At 71.7% G+C, this 19439-nt stretch carries 17 protein-coding genes; 1 reads left to right on the top strand and 16 read right to left on the bottom strand.

All coding sequences use genetic code 11. The features are described from left to right. Positions 1-8: 8 nt before the first annotated feature. The 16 genes from OG338_RS27190 to OG338_RS27115 all read right to left on the bottom strand — a co-directional run bounded on the left by OG338_RS27190 (position 9) and on the right by OG338_RS27115 (position 19083). On the bottom strand, positions 9-1406 hold the full coding sequence (locus OG338_RS27190; protein WP_405939859.1) for an aspartate aminotransferase family protein: 1398 nt from the start codon (positions 1404-1406) through the stop codon (positions 9-11). Continuing rightward, complete coding sequence (dxs, locus tag OG338_RS27185) at positions 1403-3331, bottom strand: 1-deoxy-D-xylulose-5-phosphate synthase (protein WP_405939858.1); 1929 nt, start codon at positions 3329-3331, stop codon at positions 1403-1405. The genes OG338_RS27190 and dxs overlap by 4 nt, the downstream gene beginning before the upstream one ends. Before the next feature lie 83 nt (positions 3332-3414). Next, positions 3415-4434, bottom strand: a complete 1020-nt coding sequence (hpnH, locus tag OG338_RS27180) for an adenosyl-hopene transferase HpnH (RefSeq protein ID WP_405939857.1) — start codon at positions 4432-4434, stop codon at positions 3415-3417. A gap of 5 nt (positions 4435-4439) precedes the next feature. Next, positions 4440-5090: a 1-hydroxy-2-methyl-2-butenyl 4-diphosphate reductase gene (locus tag OG338_RS27175; protein ID WP_405939856.1), complete on the bottom strand. Its 651-nt coding sequence runs from the start codon at positions 5088-5090 to the stop codon at positions 4440-4442. Beyond that, the gene (gene shc / locus OG338_RS27170; protein ID WP_405939855.1) at positions 5090-7093 is read right to left on the bottom strand and encodes a squalene--hopene cyclase; all 2004 of its coding nucleotides are present in this window, start codon (positions 7091-7093) and stop codon (positions 5090-5092) included. Before shc ends, OG338_RS27175 begins: the two co-directional genes overlap by 1 nt. Before the next feature lie 105 nt (positions 7094-7198). After that, on the bottom strand, positions 7199-8302 hold the full coding sequence (locus OG338_RS27165) for a polyprenyl synthetase family protein (protein ID WP_051083889.1): 1104 nt from the start codon (positions 8300-8302) through the stop codon (positions 7199-7201). Beyond that, positions 8299-9684 (bottom strand): hydroxysqualene dehydroxylase HpnE, encoded by a 1386-nt coding sequence (gene hpnE, locus OG338_RS27160; RefSeq protein WP_405939854.1) that lies wholly within the window; start codon positions 9682-9684, stop codon positions 8299-8301. Before hpnE ends, OG338_RS27165 begins: the two co-directional genes overlap by 4 nt. A gap of 149 nt (positions 9685-9833) precedes the next feature. Continuing rightward, positions 9834-10787 carry a presqualene diphosphate synthase HpnD gene (gene hpnD / locus OG338_RS27155; protein ID WP_405939853.1) on the bottom strand — a complete coding sequence of 318 codons (954 nt, stop codon included), beginning with the start codon at positions 10785-10787 and terminating at the stop codon, positions 9834-9836. Then, positions 10784-11704 (bottom strand): squalene synthase HpnC, encoded by a 921-nt coding sequence (hpnC, locus tag OG338_RS27150; protein WP_405939852.1) that lies wholly within the window; start codon positions 11702-11704, stop codon positions 10784-10786. Before hpnC ends, hpnD begins: the two co-directional genes overlap by 4 nt. A 434-nt stretch (positions 11705-12138) precedes the next feature. Continuing rightward, a complete protein-coding gene (locus tag OG338_RS27145; RefSeq protein WP_405939851.1) occupies positions 12139-12924 on the bottom strand; it encodes an ABC transporter ATP-binding protein in 786 nt (261 codons plus the stop codon). Beyond that, a complete protein-coding gene (locus OG338_RS27140; RefSeq protein ID WP_405939850.1) occupies positions 12917-13846 on the bottom strand; it encodes an ABC transporter permease in 930 nt (309 codons plus the stop codon). Before OG338_RS27140 ends, OG338_RS27145 begins: the two co-directional genes overlap by 8 nt. Before the next feature lie 106 nt (positions 13847-13952). Then, complete coding sequence (locus OG338_RS27135; protein ID WP_405940542.1) at positions 13953-14825, bottom strand: glycosyltransferase family 2 protein; 873 nt, start codon at positions 14823-14825, stop codon at positions 13953-13955. Positions 14826-14833: 8 nt separating this feature from the next. After that, complete coding sequence (locus OG338_RS27130) at positions 14834-15613, bottom strand: CDP-alcohol phosphatidyltransferase family protein (RefSeq protein WP_164404264.1); 780 nt, start codon at positions 15611-15613, stop codon at positions 14834-14836. Next, positions 15591-16652 carry an iron-containing alcohol dehydrogenase family protein gene (locus OG338_RS27125; protein ID WP_405939849.1) on the bottom strand — a complete coding sequence of 354 codons (1062 nt, stop codon included), beginning with the start codon at positions 16650-16652 and terminating at the stop codon, positions 15591-15593. The genes OG338_RS27130 and OG338_RS27125 overlap by 23 nt, the downstream gene beginning before the upstream one ends. After that, positions 16640-17377, bottom strand: coding sequence for a sugar phosphate nucleotidyltransferase (locus OG338_RS27120; protein WP_405939848.1), 738 nt, complete (start codon positions 17375-17377; stop codon positions 16640-16642). Before OG338_RS27120 ends, OG338_RS27125 begins: the two co-directional genes overlap by 13 nt. Beyond that, the gene (locus OG338_RS27115; protein WP_405940541.1) at positions 17374-19083 is read right to left on the bottom strand and encodes a DUF5941 domain-containing protein; all 1710 of its coding nucleotides are present in this window, start codon (positions 19081-19083) and stop codon (positions 17374-17376) included. The genes OG338_RS27120 and OG338_RS27115 overlap by 4 nt, the downstream gene beginning before the upstream one ends. On the opposite strand from OG338_RS27115, the gene OG338_RS27110 reads away from it, so the two are divergent. After that, positions 19021-19155 carry a hypothetical protein gene (locus OG338_RS27110; protein ID WP_405939847.1) on the top strand — a complete coding sequence of 45 codons (135 nt, stop codon included), beginning with the start codon at positions 19021-19023 and terminating at the stop codon, positions 19153-19155. The genes OG338_RS27115 and OG338_RS27110 overlap by 63 nt on opposite strands. Positions 19156-19439: the final 284 nt, after the last annotated feature.

The following is a 19439-nucleotide window of genomic DNA, read 5'->3' as shown; positions in this document are numbered from 1 at the left end:
AAAACGTCTCAGCGGTTGGCGACGGCCTGCTTCACCAGGGTCCGCCCGAAGTCCCACATCAGTCCCCCGCCGCTGTGCGCGTCGTCCATGACGGCGGTGAACGCCGCCACGAAGCGGTCGACGTCCGCGTCGTCGATGACCAGCGGCGGGATCAGCTTGATCACTTCCAGATGGTCGCCGGAGACCTGGGTCAGGATGCGGTGCTTCTGGAGCAGCGGCACGACGACCATCTGCGCGAAGAGGCCCTTGCGGGCCGCCTGGAGCATGGTCCAGCGGCTGCGCAGTTTCAGCGAGGTGGGGCGGCCGAACTCGATGCCGATCATCAGCCCGCGCCCCCGCACCTCGTGCAGCAGCTCGTAGCGCCCGACGAGCGCGGACAGCCGCTCGCGGAGCAGGTCGCCGGTGCGGCGCGCGTGCGCGACGGTCTCCTCGTCCTCCATCACCGACAGCACCGCGAGCCCCGCCGCCATCGCCTGGGCGTTGGAGCCGAAGCTCGCAGAGTGGACGAGGACCCGGTCCATCGAGGAGTAGACGCGCTTGAAGATCCAGTCCCTGCCGAGCGTCGCCCCGACCGGGACATAGCCGCCGGAGAGCGCCTTGGCGACGCAGACGAGGTCCGGTTCCACGCCTTCCTCGTGCTGGTACGCGTAGAAGTCGCCGGTCCTGCCGAGACCGGTCTGCACCTCGTCGGCGATGAGGAGGGCCTTGTGCTTGCGCAGCAGCTCCTGCGCCTCGCGCAGATAGCCGGGCGGCGCGGCGAGCACCCCCTTGCCCTGGATCGGCTCCACCACCAGTGCGGCCACATCGCCCCGCTTCAGCTCCCTGCTGAGCGCGGCGAGGTCGCCGAGCGGGACCGCGGTGTCGGGCAGCAGCGGGGCGAAGCCGTCCCGGAAGCCGCCCTCGCCGTTGACCGAGAGCGAGCCGGTGGTCAGCCCGTGGAAGGCGTGGTCGCAGTACAGGACACGCGGCCGGCCGGTGGCGTACCGGGCGAACTTGAGGGCCGTCTCGACGGCCTCGGTGCCGCTGTTGCCGAAGAACACCCGGTCCAGATGCGGGCTGTGACTCAGCAGCTTCTCGGCGAGCAGCCCGGGCAGCGGCTGGCAGTCGAAGCGGGTCAGATCGGCGAGCGAGGCGTCGAGGACGTCGTGCAGCGCCTTGCGTACGACGGGGTGGTGCCGGCCGAGCCCCATGACGCCGAAGCCGGCGAGCATGTCCAGGTAGTCGTTGCCGTCCGCGTCCCAGAAGTGCGCGCCCTCGGCCCGTTCGTAGACCTTGTCGAAGCCGATGGTGTGCAGCATGCGCGGGAGCTGGTGGTTGAGGTGCTTGCTGTGCAGCTCGTAGCGTTCGGCGCCGCGCTCGGCGAGAAGCCGCGCCAGATCGAAGCCCTTGGGCTCGTCGTCCTTCATGCCCCGCTCTCCTTGTGCCCGTTGCCCGGAGCGTCCTGCCCCGTGCCGCCGGCCGCCTTCCGGGCGGCCGTGACGGCGCTGATCCGGCCGGCGATCTCGACCGGGGTGAGTCCGATGTCGGCCAGCACCTCGGACCGCTTGCCGTGCGCGAGGAACTGCTCGGGAATGCCGAAGGTGCGCAGCGGTACGTCGACGCCCGCGTCCCGGAGCGCCTGCCCGACCGCCGAACCGACGCCCCCGGCCCGGCTGTTGTCCTCGACCACCGCGACGAGCCGGTGTCCGGCGGCGAGCGGCGGCAGCATCGCGTCGACCGGCTTGACCCAGCGCGGGTCCACCACGGTGCAGCGGATGCCGGCGCCCGACAGCAGTTCGGCGGTGCGCAGGCAGACGGAGGCCATCACGCCGACGGCGACGAGGAGCACATCGGCGTCCTCGTCGCGCCGCAGCACGTCCATTCCGCCGATCCGGCCGACCGCCGCGATCGTCTCCCCGACCGACTCCTTCGGGAACCGCACCAGGGTCGGCGCGTCGTCCACCGCGACCGCCTCGCGCAGCTCCTCGCGCAGCCGGTCCGCGTCGCGCGGGGCGGCGATCCGCAGCCCGGGCACGACCTGGAGCACGGACAGGTCCCACATGCCGTTGTGGGAGGCGCCGTCGGGCCCGGTGACCCCGGCCCGGTCCAGGACGAAGGTGACCCCGCACCGGTGCAGGGCGACGTCCATCAGGAGCTGGTCGAACGCCCGGTTGAGGAAGGTGGCGTAGACGGCGACGACCGGGTGCAGCCCGCCCGTGGCGAGCCCCGCCGCGCTGACCGCCGCGTGCTGCTCCGCGATGCCGACGTCCCAGACGCGGTCCGGGAACCGCTCGGCGAACTTCGTCAGCCCGACCGGGTCCCGCATCGCGGCGGTGAGCGCGACGACGTCCGGGCGCTCCGCCCCGATGGCCGCGATCTCGTCCGCGAACACGGAGGTCCAGGACGGGCCGGCGGCGGGCGCGAGCGGGACGCAGGTCAGGGGGTCCATCGCGCCGACGGCGTGGAAGCGGTCGGCCTCGTCCTGGAGCGCGGGGGCGTAACCGCGGCCCTTCTCGGTGATGCAGTGGACGAGGACCGGGCCCCGGAAGCCCTTGGCGCGGTGCAGGGCGGCCTCGACGGCGGCGGTGTCGTGCCCGTCGACCGGGCCGATGTACTTCAGCCCCAGGTCCTCGAACATGCCCTGCGGGGCGACGAAGTCCTTGAAGCCCTTCTTGGCCCCGTGCAGCGCCCCGTGCAGCGGCTGCCCGATGACGGGGGTGCGTTCCAGCAGGCCCTTGCCCCAGGACAGGAAGCGTTCGTAGCCGTCGGTGGTGCGCAGGGTGGCCAGGTGGCGGGCGAGGCCGCCGATGGTGGGCGCGTACGAGCGCTCGTTGTCGTTGACGACGACGATCAGCGGGCGGTCCTTGGCGGCCGCGATGTTGTTCAGCGCCTCCCAGGCCATGCCGCCGGTGAGGGCCCCGTCCCCGATGACGGCGACGACCTGGCCGCCCCGTCCGCGTACCTCGTTGGCCTTGGCCAGGCCGTCGGCCCAGCCGAGGACGGTGGAGGCGTGCGAGTTCTCGATGACGTCGTGCTCGGACTCCTCGCGGGACGGGTAGCCGGAGAGCCCGCCCTTGCCGCGCAGCTTGGAGAAGTCCTGGCGCCCGGTGAGCAGTTTGTGTACGTAGCTCTGGTGGCCGGTGTCCCACAGGATGCGGTCGACGGGCGAGTCGAAGACCCGGTGCAGGGCGATGGTCAGCTCCACCACCCCGAGGTTGGGGCCCAGATGGCCCCCGGTCCTGGCCACCGCCTGGACCAGGAATGTGCGGATGTCGTCGGCGAGTTCGCCGAGTTGTGACGCGTTCAGTGCCTTCAGATCGTGCGGCCCCCGGATGCTCTGGAGCAGCGTCATACCCGGGCCCCCTTCTCTGTGGTCCTGTTCCTGCTCACGGTGATGGCCGGGCTCCGCGTGGGAGCCCGGCCGGGTGTCGCGGCTCAGCCGTTGCCGCCGACGGTCTCACGCATGGCGCGCAGGGACTCCTTCAGGGAGCCCATGGTCGCGAGGACGGCGGTGGGCTCGTAGCCGCAGTGCGCCATGCAGTTGGCGCAGCGCGGGTCCTTGCCCCGGCCGTACTTGTCCCAGTCGGTGTCCTCGATGAGCTGCCGGTACGTCGGTACGTAGCCGTCGCTCATCAGGTAGCAGGGCCGCTGCCAGCCGAACAGGGAGTAGTTGGGGATGGCCCAGGCGGTGCACGGGAAGTCGGCCTTGCCCTCCAGGAAGTCCAGGAAGAGCGGCGAGTGGTTCAGCCGCCACCGGCTCCGGTTGCCGCCGGCGAAGGACTTCTTGAACAGCTCGCGGGTCTGCTCGACGCCCAGGAAGTGCTCCTGGTCGGGAGCCTTCTCGTACGCGTAGGCGGGCGAGATCATCATCTCGTCCACCTTGAGGTCGTCGTTGAGGAAGTTGAGCACCTCGATGATGGTCTGCGGGGTGTCGGTGTTGAAGAAGGTGGAGTTGGTGGTGACCCGGAAGCCGCGCCGCTTGGCCTCCTTGATCGCCGCCACCGCCTCGTCGAACACCCCTTCCTTGGCGACCGATTCGTCGTGCCGCTCGCGCAGCCCGTCGATGTGCACGGCGAACGCGAAGTAGGGCGAGGGCGTGAACTTCTCGATCTTCTTGCGCAGCAGCACCGCGTTGGTGCAGAGGAAGACGTACTTCCTCTTCGCCACCAGCTGGCGCACGATCTCATCGATCTGAGGGTGCATCAGCGGTTCGCCGCCGGCGATGGAGACCATCGGGGCGCCCGATTCGAGCACGGCGCCGACGGCCTGGGCCACCGGCATGCGCTGCTTGAGGACTCCGGCCGGGTGCTGGATCTTCCCGCAGCCCTCGCAGGCGAGGTTGCAGGCGTACAACGGCTCCAGCTCGACGATCAGCGGGAACTTGTCCCGCTTGCGGAGCTTTTGTTCAATGAGGTACGTCGCAACCTTGATGGACTGACGAAGCGGCATGGCCATCTAGCTCACCTCCTGGGGAGCAGCAAAGATCGGTGCCATTCATAGAAAGCCGGCAGGACGGCACGGAGAACGCGGAAAGCCGATATTCCACCGCGGAACGTGCCGATGCGGACGAGCTCATGCTCCGGAGCGTCCACGACCACCCGTACGGCGGCAACCGGGCGTGGCCCGGACCGCAGGGCGGTGCGCAGGGTGGCGGCGGACTCCATGTCCACCGCGATCGCCCCGGTGGCCCGCAGCTCGGCCCGCTCATGTCCCCGGACGACATGGTCGGACCCGGTGAGCGGGCCGGTGTGTACGGTGCGCCCCGGTACGGCCCTGGCCAGCGCCTCGGCCAGCAGTTCCGCACCGGTGCACGGGACGGGGTCCCCGGCGGCCCGGGTCTCCTCGGCCACCACCAGGTCGCCCGGGTGCATCCCGGGCGCGAGGCCGGCGCAGAACCCCGCGGCGATGACCGCGGTGTCCGGTGCCCCGCCGTCCGGCCCGAGCGCGCGCGCCACTGCGGTCTCGGCCGCCTTGGGGCCCATGCCGGTACGGAGCACGGTGACCCGCTCCGGGGCGTCCACCGCCCTCCCCCGGCCGGTGCGCAGGGCGAGCTGTTCGATGCCGAGCGCGCAGGCGATCAGCAGCGGGGCGGCCGGCCCGGCCTCTGCCATCAGACCCCCTCGCGCGTCGGCGTGCGGCCCGCGAACGGGTCGCCGTGCACATACCGCCCGAGTGCGGTGAGCGGGAAGACCTGCCGGTAGAGGTGGTAGTTGATGGAGAAGTCCCAGGGGAACCCGGTGCCGGTGAAGTAGGGCTCGTCCCAGGAGCCGTCGGCCTGCTGGGTCTCGGTGAGCCAGGCGATGCCCCGGGTCACGGCGACGGTGTCCCGCCGCTCCGCGGCGAGCAGCGCGAGGAGCGCCCAGGCGGTCTGGGACGCGGTGGAGGCGCCCTGGCCGATCCACTTCTCCTCGCTGTAGGAGCGCAGGTCCTCGCCCCAGCCGCCGTCGTCGTTCTGGACGGACTCCAGCCAGTCGACCGCGCGGCGGATCGCCGGGTGCGACGGGGACAGCCCGGCGGCGGTCAGCGCGGGGACCACCGACCCCGTCCCGTACACGTAGTTGACGCCCCAGCGCCCGAACCAGCCGCCGCCCGCGTCCTGTTCGGACAGCAGCCACTCGATGCCGCGCCGGGTGACGGGGTGCGCGGCACGGCCCTCGACGGCCAGCATCTCCACCACGTGCCCGGTGACGTCGGCGGACGGCGGGTCGATGACCTCGCCGAAGTCGCAGAAGGGCAGCCGGTTGGGGAAGGCGCTGGTGTTGTCCGCGTCGAAGGCGCCCCAGGCCCCGTTACGGGACTGCATGCCGACGTTCCAGCGCACACCGCGCTCGATCGCGGCGTCCACCCGGGCCTGGTCGGGGTGGCGGACCCGGCGCAGGGCGAGGACCACCTCCGCGGTGTCGTCGATGTCCGGGTAGTTGTCGTTGTGGAACTCGAACGCCCAGCCGCCGGGCTCCAGTCGGGGCCGGCGCACCGCCCAGTCGCCCGGCCGGACGATCTCCTCGGCGAGCATCCAGTCCGCCGCCCTCACGAGCGCCGGGTGGTCGGGGGCGACCCCGGCGTCGGCGAGCGCGATGGTGGCCAGACAGGTGTCCCAGACCGGGGACTGGCACGCCTCGATCATGCGGGTGCCATCCTCGCGCCACACGGCGAAGCGGTCGAGCGATTCCAGGCCCGCCCGCATCACCGGGTGTTCGAGGTCGTAGCCGAGGAGGTGCAGGGCGATGACCGAGTAGACGGCGGGCGGCTGGATGCCGCCCCAGCAGCCGTCGTTCTCCTGGCGTTCGATGATCCAGCGGGCCGCGGCGTTCATCGCGACCCGGCGCAGTCCGCGCGGCGCGAACCGGTGGTAGACGTGCAGCGCCTTGTCGAGCCGCTGAAAGAGTCCGTCCCAACTCCGCGCCGGTGCGGGGCGCTTGGGCGGATTCGGGTGCGCGGGGTCGGTGTGCAGCTCGTCCAGGGCGAAGGGGGCGGGCCGGACCGGCCGCTTCGCCGAAACGATGGTGAGCGGCACGATGGTCTGGCGGGCCCAGCAGCCGAAGTCGTAGATGTTGAGCGGGACCCACTTCGGGAAGAACATCAGCTCCGGGGGGAGCTCCGGCAGGTCGTCCCACTTCCACCAGCCGAAGAGGGCCAGCCAGATCCGGGTGAAGACCCGGCTCGCGGCGATGCCGCCCTGCTCCCGGACCCAGCCCGCGGCGCGGGCCATGTGCGGGTCCTCCGGCCGGTCGCCGGCCAGCCGCAGCGCGACGTACGCCTCGATGGTGGTGGAGAGGTCCGCGGGGCCGCCGTGGAAGGTCGCCCACGTCCCGTCGCCGAGCTGTTCGCCGCGGATGAATCCCGCGGCCGCCCGGACCGTGGCGGGGTCCTGGATGCCGAGGAACTGGCGGAGCAGCAGGTCCTCGGCGTCCATCGTGACGTTGGTGGCGAGGTCTCCCTTCCACCAGCCCTGCTCGTCCTGCCTGCCGAGGAGATGCTCCACCGAGCGCTCCGCGGCCCGCCGCGCGGCGGCGAGCACACCGTCCGCGGCGATCGTTGATTCGGTTGTCTTCCTACTGGCCGAGGCTGCGCGGGGGTCAACGGCCCCGGTGCTTCCGTCGGTCGTCGCTGTCATGGCTTCCCCTTCGTGCAGGTGGTCCTCTGCTGTGCTGGGGTCTCCGTCGGCCGGCGCCCGTGGGGCGCCGGCCGGCGACTGCGAGTCATATGGACCAGATGGTGATCATCTCTTTCGTACGACGACGAAGTCCGCGAGCGCGGTGAGCTGCGCCCGCACGGGTTCCGGCATGTCGACACCGTGCAGCACCTCTATGGCGACCGCATGCTGACGACGCGCCTCCTGGGCGGTCCACTCGCGACCGCCCGCCTCCTCGATGAGCGCCGCGCGGGCGGCGAACTCCTCCTCGGAGAAGCTGTCGAAGTCGCTGCTCTTGGCGTCGGCGGCGAGCAGCTCGCCCAGCCGCTCGGAGGCCGGTCCGCCCGCGGCGAGCGCGGCGACGACCGGCAGGGACTTCTTGCGCTGGCGCAGATCGCTCCAGGTCTGCTTGCCGGTGGACTCGGGGTCGCCCCAGATGCCGAGCAGGTCGTCGACCGCCTGGAAGGCGAGCCCGAGGTGGTGGCCGTACGCCTCCAGGACGTCGGCCGTGCGGTCGTCGGCGCCGCCGAGCACCGCGCCGATGGAGCAGGCGCAGGCGAGCAGGGCGCCGGTCTTGTTGCCCTCCATCTCCAGGCACTCCTCGACGGTGACGCGCTCGCGGTGCTCGTAGGAGATGTCCTGCGCCTGCCCGTCGATGAGCTTGCGGGTCGCCGTAGTCAGCCGCCGGGCCGCCCGGCCGGCCTCGGCCGTGCCGAGCTCCAGCAGGACCTCGTTGGCCAGGGCGAACAGGGCGTCGCCGACCAGGATGGCCTGGGCGGGGCCGTGCACCTTCCATACGGTGTCGCGGTGGCGCCGCTGCTCGTCGCCGTCCATCAGGTCGTCGTGCAGCAGCGAGAAGTTGTGCACGAGTTCGACGGCGACGGCGCCGGGGATGCCGGCCTCCGCCGCGGCGCCGGCCGCCTCGGCGGACAGCAGGGCCAGGGCCGGGCGGACGGCCTTGCCGCCGTCACCGTCGGCCGGCCTGCCCTGGGCGTCGATCCAGCCGAAGTGGTAGGCGGCCACGGTGTCCATGGGCGGTGCGAGCCGGTCGACGGCGGCCCGGAGCACCGGCGTGGAAAGGGCCCGTCCGCGCTCCAGAAGCGCGGTGACGTCCGTGGTGTCCGCCACGGTGTCGGAAGCCGGATTCGCCGGGGTCACTGACTCTCCTCTTGTTCCGGTGGTACTGCTCATGCCGCCTCGCAGCGGATGTTGGTGGGGGCGCCGAGTGCCAGGAGCGCGGCGTCCGCGGCACTCGCGCCACTGCGGACCGCGCCCTCCATCGTGGCGGGCCAGCCGGTGGCGGTCCAGGCACCTGCCAGGAAGAGTCCGGGGGCGCGGGTGAGCGTCCCGGGACGCAGCCGGCCGACGCCGGGTGCGGGCGCGAAGGTCGCGGTGCGCTCGCGGGTGACGAAGAAGTCCCGGATGCCGGCGCCGCGGGCGGCGGGCAGCAGCCGTTCCAGCTCGGGCAGGTAGCGGGCGCGCAACTCGGCCACGGGGAGATCGATCTCCTCGCCGGCCGCGGACTGGGAGACCGCGAGGTACTGCCCGGGTCCGGTGAGGCCGGACGCCTCGGTGCGGTCGAAGACCCACTGGACCGGGGAGCCGAGTGCGGCGAAGAAGGGCCGCTTGAGCACCTTGCGGTCGTAGACGACGTGCACGTTGAGGATCGGGGACGTACCGATCTCCAGGAGCTTGTCCGGTGCGTCGAGCGCGCCTTCGGGCAGCAGGTCGTGGGTCTCGCGCTGCGGCACGGCCAGGACGACGGTGTCCGCCTCGATCCGTTCGGCGCCGGTGTCGACCACCCAGTGTCCGTCGTCGGTGCGGGTGAGGCCGTGGGCCTTGGTACGCAGTTCGGTGCGGACGCCGGCGGAGTCGAGGGCCTTGCGGCTCATCGTGTCGTGGATGTCGCCGAGGGGTACGGCGGCCCAGCCGATGTCGGCGGCGCCCGGTTCGGAGAGCAGTCCGGTCTTGAAGACCTTCGCGGCGAGCCCGAGCGAGGCGTTGGGGGCGGTGGCGTTGAGGGTGGCGACGCCGACCAGGTCCCACAGCGCCTCGATGGTGCGCGGTGACTGGCCGTGCCGGGCGAGCCAGCTGCCGAAGTCCTCGGCGTCGAGGGCGGGGTCGTCCGGGTCGAGCCGGCCGAGGGCGAGCGCGGCGCGGGCGACGCCGGCGCGTTCGGCGAGCGAGAGGTGCGGGTATCCGGCGAGCCCGGCGGCGAGGTGCAGCGGGACCGGGAGAGCGTTGCGGCGCAGCCGTCCGAGGCGGGGGCCCGCAGGCCGCCCGACGTCCAGAACGGGCACGTCCAAACGGTTTTGCAGGGGTGCCAGGCGGGCGCCGTCGACCCGGTCGAGGAACCAGCGGTAGGCGGTGCAGCAGCGCAGGTAGACGTGCTGGCCGTTGTCGACCGTCAGCCCGCCCCGGCGGAAGGAGAAGACGAGCCCGCCGAGCCGGGGCCGTCCTTCGAGCAGGGTCACGTCAAGCCCGGCGTCGGCCAGGCGGAGCGCCGCCGTGACACCGGCGAGCCCGCCGCCGATCACGACCGCGCGGGAGCGGCGCGTCGCGTCGTCGTTCATGCGTCCCCCTCTCGGCTGCTGTGTGCCCGTCGGCCCTGCTCGGATCGGTCCTGCCCAGACAGGGACGCGGCGGCCCGGGCGGGGGTTGCCCGCCGTCCGCCGCGTTCGTCCTTGATGCACATGGTGCGCGAGATGTACCTGAGGCGCATTCAGACACGCCCTCGGGCGGTGCGCCGTGAGATGTGCCGGGCGTCGAGTCCGGACAGGCCGCGCACCGCGACGTACGCCTTCTCGTGGCCCGGGAGCGAGACCCGGCCGCGCAGCACCGCCTCGGGGTCGCGCTCGATGCGGTCGAGGAGCCTGCGGTAGATGCCGGCCATGGCCGCCACGCAGGCGCCGCTGCGCCGGTCGAGCATCGGCAGCAGCCGGTAACCCTCGGCGAACAGGGCGCGGGCGCGCCGGACCTCGAAGTGGACGAGGCCCGCGAAGTCGGAGCCGGGCGGCGGGGTGGCCCGCTGGAATCCCGCGGAGCAGCCGAACTTGGCGAGGTCGTCGGCGGGCAGATAGGTGCGGCCGTTGCCCGCGTCCTCGCGGACGTCGCGCAGGATGTTCGTCAGCTGGAGGGCGAGGCCGAGGGTGTCGGCGTACTCGGGGGCTCGTTCGGCGCCGGGTGCGCCCGGTTCCGTACCGAAGATGCCGAGGCTCAGGCGCCCGATGGCGCCCGCGACGCACCGGCAGTAGACCTTGAGGTCGTCCCAGGTCTCGTAGACGGCGCCGTCCACATCCATCAGGACGCCGTCGATGAGCTCGTCGAGCCCGTCGAGCGGCAGCGGGAACCGGCGGGCGGCGTCGGCGAGCGCGACGGCGACCGGGTCGGTGTCGTCCTCCTCGACCTTGCCGGCGCGGACGCGGTCGAGCAGGGTGCGGGTGCTCTCCAGCCGGACGCGCTTGGTCTCCGGCTCCAGTTCGCCGTCGCCGATGTCGTCCACCCGGCGGGAGAGGGCGTACAGGGCCGACATGGCCTGCCGCTTCTCGGCCGGCAGCAGCCTGATGCCGTACGCGAAGTTACGCGCCTGCTGTCCGGTGACGGCCTCGCAGTAACTGTAAGCGGCCTGTACCGGTGCCGACATGTACGTCGTCTGTCCCTCCACGGTCCGGCTCATCCCTCTCTACGCGCTTTTCGCAAGACAACTCCCACTTCGCGCAGCAGGCTGGGCTTGGTGGGTCCGGGCGGTCCGGGCAGTACGTCGAATCCGGCGGCCGCGACGGCGGTGAGGGCGGCGCGTCCTCCTCCCACGAATCCGGCGAGAAGCAGTCTCAGCCTGCCGTGGACGCTACCCACCAGGGGGGTGCCTTCATTCAGCAGATCCCGGGCGCGTTCCGCTTCGTAAGCGATCAGGGAGCGGACCGAGGCGTTGGCGGTGGGCGCCGCGAGGTCGCTCTCGCCGACGTGGAACCGGGCCATGTCCTCGGCCGGAAGATAGACGCGGTCGCGGCCGAGGTCCTCGGCGACGTCCTGGAGATGCTCCACGATCTGCAGTGCGGTGCACACGGCGTCGGAGCGGCGCAGCCGTTCGGGGCTCGCGGTCCCGGTGAGCTGGAGGACGAGGCGGCCGACGGGGTTGGCGGAGAGCTCGCAGTAGGCGAGGAGTTCCTCGTACGTGCCGTAGCGGCGGACCTTCTGGTCCTGCCGGTTGGCCTCGATGAGACCGATGAACGGCTCGGGGGTGAGCGCGCGGCGCCGGGCGGTGGGGCGGAGCGCCCGCATCAGCGGGTGGTGCGGGGTCTCGCCGGTGGACGCGAAGACGCGGTGCAGGTCGCTTTCGAGCGCGTCGAGCATCGCGAGGCGGTCGTCGCTCTGAGCCGGTTCGAGCCCGAGGTACACGGCGTCGGCGCCACCGGGGGCGAGGTCGCCGTCGCCGATGTCGTCCACGAGCCGGGCGAAGCCGTACACGGCCATGAGGTCGTCGCGCCAGGCGCGCGGCAGGAAGAAGGGGGCGACCGGAAAGTTCTCGTGGGCCGCCTTGCCGAGGGTTCCGGATGCGGCGGTATCGAGCCGCGCCTGCCGGGTACGGGTCACCGCGGACCGCCCTGCGCGGGGACGGCGTGAGCACCTCGGAGCGGGAGATCTTCCGTCATAGCCGTCACAACTCCCGTTCTACACTGCTGACCCAAAATACCCCATTCCGGACACGCCGCCCGCCCTTCCGAGTGCCGAGGACGGCTCCCGGCCGTCCCCCCAGGCGGTATCGCCCCACTTGCGGCGAATCAGCACCGGTACAGCTTACGTTGTACAACGCTCATCCAAACGCCGGGGTACGAGGCGCGCGGCACCGGCCCCGGGGTCCGCGTCAACTTTCCCCCCGCCGGAGCGCGTTCACGTCATCCGGCGGTAGGAGATCGCGACGGCCGCCGTACGACGAGGCGCGGATGTCCGGACTCCGGTCCACGGTCCGGACAGGACGCGGCCCCCGCCGGAAAGGTCCGGCGGGGGCCGTGTGCGGTGCGGGGCGTCTACTTGCCGGTCTCGCGTTCGTAGGCCCGCAGGACCTCCTCGGTCGGGCCGTCCATCAGGAGCTCGCCCTTCTCCAGCCACAGGACCCGGTTGCAGGTGTCCCGGATCGACTTGTTGCTGTGGCTGACCAGGAAGACCGTGCCGGCCTCCTTGCGCAGCTCCCTGATCCGCGCCTCGGAGCGGATCTGGAACTTGCGGTCACCGGTCGCCAGCGCCTCGTCGATCATGAGGACGTCGTGGTTCTTGGCGGCCGCGATGGAGAAGCGGAGGCGGGCGGCCATGCCGGAGGAGTAGGTGCGCATCGGCAGGGTGATGAAGTCGCCCTTCTCGTTGATGCCGGAGAACTCCACGATGTCCTCGTAGCGCTCGCGGATCTCCTCGCGGCTCATGCCCATCGCGAGGCCGCCGAGCACCACGTTGCGCTCGCCGGTCAGATCGCTCATCAGCGCGGCGTTGACGCCGAGCAGCGAGGGCTGGCCGTCGGTGTAGACGCTGCCGCTCTCCGTCGGCAGGAGGCCCGCGATGGCGCGGAGCAGCGTGGACTTGCCGGAGCCGTTCGTCCCGATGAGCCCGATCGCCTCGCCCCGGTAGGCGGTGAAGGTGACCCCGCGCACGGCGTGCACCTTGCGCACCCCGCGCTCCTGGCCCTTCTCGCGGCGCACGATCCGGCTCAGTGCCGCGGTGGCGCTGCCCTTGCCACCGCCGCCGCCGTTGACCCGGTACACGATGTGCACGTCGTCGGCGATCACGGTGGGGACGCGCCCCGCGGTGTTGTCGTCAGCCACGGCCGTACCGTTCCTCTGCCTTCCAGAAGTACACGAAGCCCACGATGCCCACCACGACCGACCAGGCGAGGGCGACCGCCCAGACGTGGTCCGGCAGGTTCTCGGAGCCGTATCCGTCGATCAGGGCGAACCTGACCAGATCCATGTAGATGGCCGCCGGGTTGTACTGGAGCACGTCGGCGATCCAGCCCGGCTTGTCCGCGAGCATCACCGGGATGGAGAACATGACCCCGGAGGCGTACATCCAGGTGCGCATGACGAACGGCATCAGCTGCGCCAGGTCCGGGGTCTTGGCGCCCATCCTGGCCATGGCGAGCGCCAGTCCGGTGTTGAAGAAGAACTGCATCCCCAGGGCGGGGAGCACCAGCAGCCAGGAGAGCCGGGGATAGGTGCCGAATACGACCGTGACCGCGATCAGCACGATCATCGAGTACAGCAGCTGCTGGAGCTGCTGGAGCGAGAAGGAGATGGGCAGCGAGGCGCGCGGGAAGTGCAGGGCCCTCACCAGGCCGAGGTTCCCGGAGATCGCGCGTACCCCGGCCATCACGGAACTCTGCGTGAAGGTGAAGACGAACACCCCGGTCACCAGGAACGGGATGAAGACCTCCTGCGGTATCCCCTTCTTCGTGCCGAGGATCAGCCCGAAGATGAGGAAGTAGACCGCCGCGTTCAGGAGCGGGGTCGCCACCTGCCACAGCTGGCCCAGCTTCGCCTGGCTGTACTGGGCGGTCAGTTTGGCCCGGGAGAACGCCAGAATGAAATGGCGTCGCCCCCGGAGCTGGCGCACGTACTCGAGGAGTCCGGGCCGGGCACCGCTGACCGCAAGGCCGTACTTCGCGGCCAGCTCGGCCGCGCTCAGGCCGTCGTCGGCTGATGGCGGGCTGCTCACCGCAACCGCGCCGCCATGGGTTGTGTCACTCACCAGAAGAAACTCTCGTATTCGAAATGCGCAGCCAGTCGCGGGCGCGGCTCAGGGCGGACAGGTCCCGACAAGAAAAATACGCCTCATGCTCCCAGGGAGGAGCCTCTCAGATGACCGGAGGGCGGCCCAGCCTGGTCAGTCGCCACACCGTACGCCACTTCATCGGGCGGCGCGGTCCGCAGGGTGTCCGCCAGCCTTCCCGGAATCCGCCGAACCACGCCCTCAGCGCCTCGCCGGACGGCCGGCGCAGCAGGGTCAGCGCCATCCACACCCCGAGATAGACCGGGACGAGGGGCGCGGGGAGGTTGCGCCGGGCCAGCCAGACCCGGTTGCGGGCCACCATGCGGTGGTAGACGGCATGGCGGGACGGGGCCGTGGTGGGGTGGTGCAGCACCATGTCCGCGCGGTAGTCGATCAGCCAGCCGGCGTCCAGCGCCCGCCAGGCGAGGTCCGTCTCCTCGTGCGCGTAGAAGAAGTCGCCCGGCAGCGGGCCGACCTCGGCCAGCACCCGGGTGCGCACCGCGTTGGCGCCGCCCAGGAACGTCGTCACGCGGGACGAGCGCATCGGGTCGGCGGCGCGCAGCCGGGGCACGTGCCGGCGCTGGGTGACCCCGGTCTCGGGGTCCGCGATGCGGAAGCTGATGATGCCGAGCCTGGGGTCCTCGGCGAACGCCTTCCGGCACAGCTCCGCGGTGTCGGTGAGGGGCAGCAGCCCGTCGTCGTCCAGGAAGAGCAGGGCGTCCACATCGGTGCCGGAGGGCCCGAACGCCTCGATGCCGACGTTCCGGCCGCCGGGGATGCCGAGGTTCTCGGGCAGCTCGACGGTGCGGACGCCCGGCGGGACGTCGGGGACGGGCGAGCCGTTGCCGACGACGACCACCTCGATCCGGTCGCCGTCCTGGGCGGCGACCGAATCGAGCAGGGCGCGCAGCTCGGCCGGGCGGTTGCCCATGGTGATGATGACCGCGCCGAGTTTCATGGGTGTGCTCACTTCAGCCTGCTCGATGCCAGGACCGACACGAGGTGCAGCAGGGTCTGGAGCAGGGCGATGCCCGCCAGGACCGCGACCGCGAGACGGCTGAAGAAGAAGTCGTCCCGCACCTCGTCCAGGACGGCCGCGACCAGGATCACCAGGGACGCCTCGACGCACAGGATGAGCCGGTGGAACTTGAGCGCGCCGGCGGCCCGGCGGGCGAACGCCATGCCGGAGGAGCGCGGCTCGGAGGCGGACTCCTTGACCGGCGGCAGTCCGCCCTGGTGGCGGGCGACGCCGACCAGGTCCGTCTCGGCCTTGATCAGGATCGCGCCGAGCGCGGCGAGCGTGCCGAGGAAGGCCCACAGCCAGTCGATGCGGCCGGTGCCCCACAGGTCGGCGGCGCGCAGGCCGAAGCCGACGAGGACGGCCGCGTCGCACAGATAGGCGCCGACCCGGTCGAGGTAGACGCCGCCGAGCGAGAACTGCTTCTTCCAGCGCGCGACCTCGCCGTCCACGCAGTCGAGCAGCAGGTACAGCTGGACCATGACGACGCCCAGCACCGCGCCCCAGATGCCCGGGACGAGCAGCGCGGGGGCGGCGAGCACACCGGCCAGCGTCATCAGGTAGGTCAGCTGGTTGGGCGTGACTTTGGTGTTCACCAGGTACCGGTCGATGCGCAGGGAGACCTCGCGCATGTATATCCGGCCCGCCCAGTGCTCACCGCTGCGCCGGTCCTTGACGCCCGGCGGGTGAACGACCGGGCGGAGTTCAGCTACTGATGGTCTTGGCATAGTCGGCGTACGCGTCCCTGATCTGTTCGGTGGAGAGGCTGAGGTGTTCCAGGACCGTGAAGCGTCCCGGGCGGGTCTGGGGCGCGTACTCGACGGCCTGGACGAATTCGTCGGCGGTGAAGCCGATCTCCTCGGGCGTGACCGGCAGGCCGTGCCGGCGCAGGACGTCGGCGAAGAGCCCGGACTCGTCCACGGCTCCGCGCAGGTGCATGGCGAAGGCGGCGCCGAGGCCGACCTGTTCGCCGTGGCTGGCGGCCCGCTTCGGGAAGAGCAGGTCGAACGCGTGGCTGATCTCGTGGCAGGCGCCGGACGAGGGCCGGGTGTCGCCGCTGATCGAGATGGCGATGCCGGAGAGCACCAGCGACTCGGCGAGGACGGTGAGGAACTCGTCGTCGGCCACATTGCCGGGGTGGCGCAGGACGGCTTCGCCGGCGGTACGCGCCATGGCGGCGGCGAGTCCGTCGATCTGCTCGCCGTTGACCTGGTGCGACAGCTCCCAGTCGGCGATGGCGGAGATGTTGGAGATCGCGTCGCCGATCCCGGACCGTACGAAGCGGTCGGGGGCGGTACGGATCACCGACAGGTCGATCACCATGGCGATGGGCATGGGGACGCCGTAGGAGCCCCGGCCGTTGTCGTTGTCCAGGGTGGCGACGGGCGAGCAGAGGCCGTCGTGGGCGAGGTTGGTGGCGACCGAGACGAGCGGCAGGCCGACCCGGGCCGCGGCGTACTTCGCGACGTCGATGATCTTGCCGCCGCCGAGGCCGACCACGGCGTCGTAGCGCTTGCCCTTGATGTCGTCGGCCAGCTGCACCGCGGCGTCGATGTTGCCGCCGGCGACGCAGTACCAGTCGGCGCCCGGCAGGGCCGGGGCCAGCTTCTCGCGCAGGGCGAGCCCGGAGCCGCCGCTGATCGCGATGGCGAGCTTGCCGGAGGCGGAGATCCGCTGGTCGGCGAGGAGACCGGCCAGGTCGTGCATGGCACCCCGGCTGATGTCCACGAAGACCGGGGACGGGATGAGTCGGGTCAGTACCGGCACGCGATCTCCCGGCCCTTCGCGAGGTCGTCGTGGTTGTCGATCTCGACCCAGCTGACGTCACCGATGGGGGCGACGTCCACGGTGAAGCCGCGGTTGACGAGCTCCTGGTAGCCGTCCTCGTAGTAGAGGTCCGGGTCGCGCTCGAAGGTGGCCTTCAGCGCGTCGGCCAGCTCCTCGGCCGCCTCGGCCTCGATGAGGGTGAGGCCGATGTACTCACCGGTGGCCTCGGCCGGGTCCATCAGCTTGGTGATGCGCCGGACGCCCTTGCCGTCCTCGACGACGACCTTCATCTCCTCGTCGGCGAGGGACTTCACCGTGTCGAGGGCGAGGATGATCTTCTGCCCCTGGCCGCGGGCGGCCAGCAGGGTCTTCTCGACGGAGACCGGGTGGACGGTGTCGCCGTTGGCGAGGAGCACCCCGCGCTTCAGCTCCTCACGGGCGCACCACAGGGAGTAGGCGTTGTTCCACTCCTCGGCCTTGTCGTTGTCCACGAGGGTGAGCTTCAGGCCGTAGGTGGCCTCCAGCTCCTCCTTGCGGGCGTAGACGGCCTCCTTGCGGTAGCCGACGACGATCGCGACCTCGGTGAGCCCGATCTCGGCGAAGTTGGCCAGCGTGAGGTCGAGGATCGTCTTGTCGCCGTCCACCGGCACGAGCGCCTTGGGCAGCGTGTCGGTGTAGGGGCGCAGGCGCCGTCCTGCGCCGGCTGCCAGTACGAGGCCGATCATGCGGGTTCTCCTTCGTCGTGAACGGCGGGCGCCCCGGAGGACACCCAGAAGCGGATGGACTCCACCAGCACGATCACGGCCACGGCCACGGCGAGCACGGTGAGCGCCGTGGTGAAACCGGAGGCTCCGGTGAGTGCGGCGGCGAGCACGGCCACGACCAGGGTCCGGCCCTCGTGTCCGCCGATCGTGCGCACCAGCCACTGGGGCGGGGCGCCGGTGCCGCCTCGGATGCGGTACACCGTGTCGTAGTGATGGTAGGCGACGGCCGAGACCAGGCCGAAGGCCGCGGGGAGCGCCCCGTCGAGGTCGCTGCGGGCGGCCAGGATCAGGACCGTGCAGTACTCGGCGGCCCGGAAGACCGGGGGCACGAGCCAGTCGAGTGCGCCCTTGAGGGGGCGGGCCACGGCTATGCCGGAGCACACCGCGTAGAAGGCGGCGGCGATGACCGTCTGGCGGCTGCCGAAGGGCTGCTGGAGCGCGGCGGCGATCAGCGCGCCGGTGCCGACGAGGGCGACGACGGGGGCGGTCCAGGCGCCGCCGGGTTTCGGGCCCCGGGCGGCGATCAGCTGGGCGATCGGGCCGGAGTCCGCGAGGTCGGCGAGGGCCCGGGCGGCGCGGTCGGTGCGCCGGGCCTTGCGGGTCAGGGAGCGCAGGAGGCGGCCCGCGGTGGTGTAGCAGGCGGCGAAGGCGCAGCCGATGAGCAGGGCGTAGAAGACGATGCGCGGGGTGGTGACCGCGGTGAGGACGGCGATCATCGCCCAGCGCTCGCCGATCGGGAGCACGATCATGCGGCGCAGCCAGACCGTCCAGCCGACGCTGTCGAGCTTGTCGGAGAGGGCAGCCGTGGGGCTGCTGTTCGCCACCGCGTCGTGGTTGGCCTCGTTGAACGAGAAGTCGATGATGTGGCGGCAGGACTGGAGGACCATCGCGCCGAGCGCCAGTGCCCAGACGTCGTCGCCGCCCCGGGCCGCGCCGAGGGCGAGGCCCGCGTAGTAGGCGTACTCCTTGGCCCGGTCGAAGGTGGCGTCCAGCCAGGCGCCCATCGTGGAGTACTGGAGCGAGTAGCGGGCGAGTTGCCCGTCGGTGCAGTCCAGCACGAAGGAGAACAGGAGCAGGACGCCCGCCGCGACGTAGCCGCCCCGGGTGCCGGTGGCCGCGCAGCCGGCCGCTATCAGCGCGGTGAGCAGGGACGCGGTGGTGACCTGGTTCGGGGTGAGGCCCCGGCGCGCGCACCAGCGGGCGATGTAGCGCGAGTACGGGCTGATGAAGTGGGTGGTGAAGAAGCCGTCGCGGGCCTTCACCGCGCTGCGCAGCCGGACCGCCTCGTCGTCCACGGCCTCGACGTCCGTGCGGGCGGCGGCGCGGGCGGTCTCGTCGGCGGGCACGGTGGCGACGAGCGAGCCCAGCTCGGGGCGCTGCACCTCGGTGCCGCCGGCCTCCATGGCCGCGGCGAGCCTGCCGGGCACGGTGCGGTCGGTGACCGTGGCGGTGCCGCCCGCGGGGACTCCGGCGCCGACCGCGTCGGTGGTGGCGCGCAGGGCGCCGATCAGGGCGGGGCGCGCCTCGGCCTGTGCGGTGAGAGCGCCGGGCACGGCCGCCGCGGCGAAGCGGGGGTCGGTCAGGGCGAGCCGCAGGGCGTGGCGGTGGCCGACGAAGCGGGGGTCGACCAGGGCGACGCGGTGGGCCGCCGGGACGGCGGCGAGCAGGGTGGCCGCTTCGGTGACGTCGGCGGCTGTCCGGACGTCGAAGCCCAGCGACCGCAGATCGTCCTCCAGTGACGATCCGGGCAGCGGAGCACCTGTGAGAATGGCGGTCGACAGACGAACTCACTCCTTGGGTGCTGACACGGATCGGCACGCGACAGTGCGGCCAGAAGCGGCCGGCGGCATGTCGGCAGAGGCTATCGGATGAACGGAAGCGCGAGTTCACTGCCCGTTCGCGCCCCGTTCCGGGTGGGGCCGGACCATACGCTCCGTCCGCGATCATCATCGTTGATGGCCGCCCCGCCTGACAAAGCCGGGTGGCCGTCCGCCGCGAAGGGGCTCTGACATGCCTGCGTCCA

This window comes from Streptomyces sp. NBC_00726, from assembly GCF_045161735.1.
In the GTDB taxonomy this organism is placed as follows: Bacteria; Actinomycetota; Actinomycetes; order Streptomycetales; family Streptomycetaceae; genus Streptomyces.
Note: the sequence above shows the minus strand (reverse complement) of the source record. Positions and strands in the feature narration are given on the sequence as shown.

What these genes read in the sequence shown, in the direction of transcription:
- OG338_RS27190 (WP_405939859.1), bottom strand. Translation starts at nt 1,406, where the DNA reads ATGAAGGACGACGAGCCCAAGGGCTTCGATCTGGCGCGGCTTCTCGCC.
- dxs (WP_405939858.1), bottom strand. Translation starts at nt 3,331, where the DNA reads ATGACGCTGCTCCAGAGCATCCGGGGGCCGCACGATCTGAAGGCACTG.
- hpnH (WP_405939857.1), bottom strand. Translation starts at nt 4,434, where the DNA reads ATGGCCATGCCGCTTCGTCAGTCCATCAAGGTTGCGACGTACCTCATT.
- OG338_RS27175 (WP_405939856.1), bottom strand. Translation starts at nt 5,090, where the DNA reads ATGGCAGAGGCCGGGCCGGCCGCCCCGCTGCTGATCGCCTGCGCGCTC.
- shc (WP_405939855.1), bottom strand. Translation starts at nt 7,093, where the DNA reads ATGACAGCGACGACCGACGGAAGCACCGGGGCCGTTGACCCCCGCGCA.
- OG338_RS27165 (WP_051083889.1), bottom strand. Translation starts at nt 8,302, where the DNA reads ATGAGCAGTACCACCGGAACAAGAGGAGAGTCAGTGACCCCGGCGAAT.
- hpnE (WP_405939854.1), bottom strand. Translation starts at nt 9,684, where the DNA reads ATGAACGACGACGCGACGCGCCGCTCCCGCGCGGTCGTGATCGGCGGC.
- hpnD (WP_405939853.1), bottom strand. Translation starts at nt 10,787, where the DNA reads ATGAGCCGGACCGTGGAGGGACAGACGACGTACATGTCGGCACCGGTA.
- OG338_RS27135 (WP_405940542.1), bottom strand. Translation starts at nt 14,825, where the DNA reads ATGAAACTCGGCGCGGTCATCATCACCATGGGCAACCGCCCGGCCGAG.
- OG338_RS27130 (WP_164404264.1), bottom strand. Translation starts at nt 15,613, where the DNA reads ATGCCAAGACCATCAGTAGCTGAACTCCGCCCGGTCGTTCACCCGCCG.
- OG338_RS27120 (WP_405939848.1), bottom strand. Translation starts at nt 17,377, where the DNA reads ATGATCGGCCTCGTACTGGCAGCCGGCGCAGGACGGCGCCTGCGCCCC.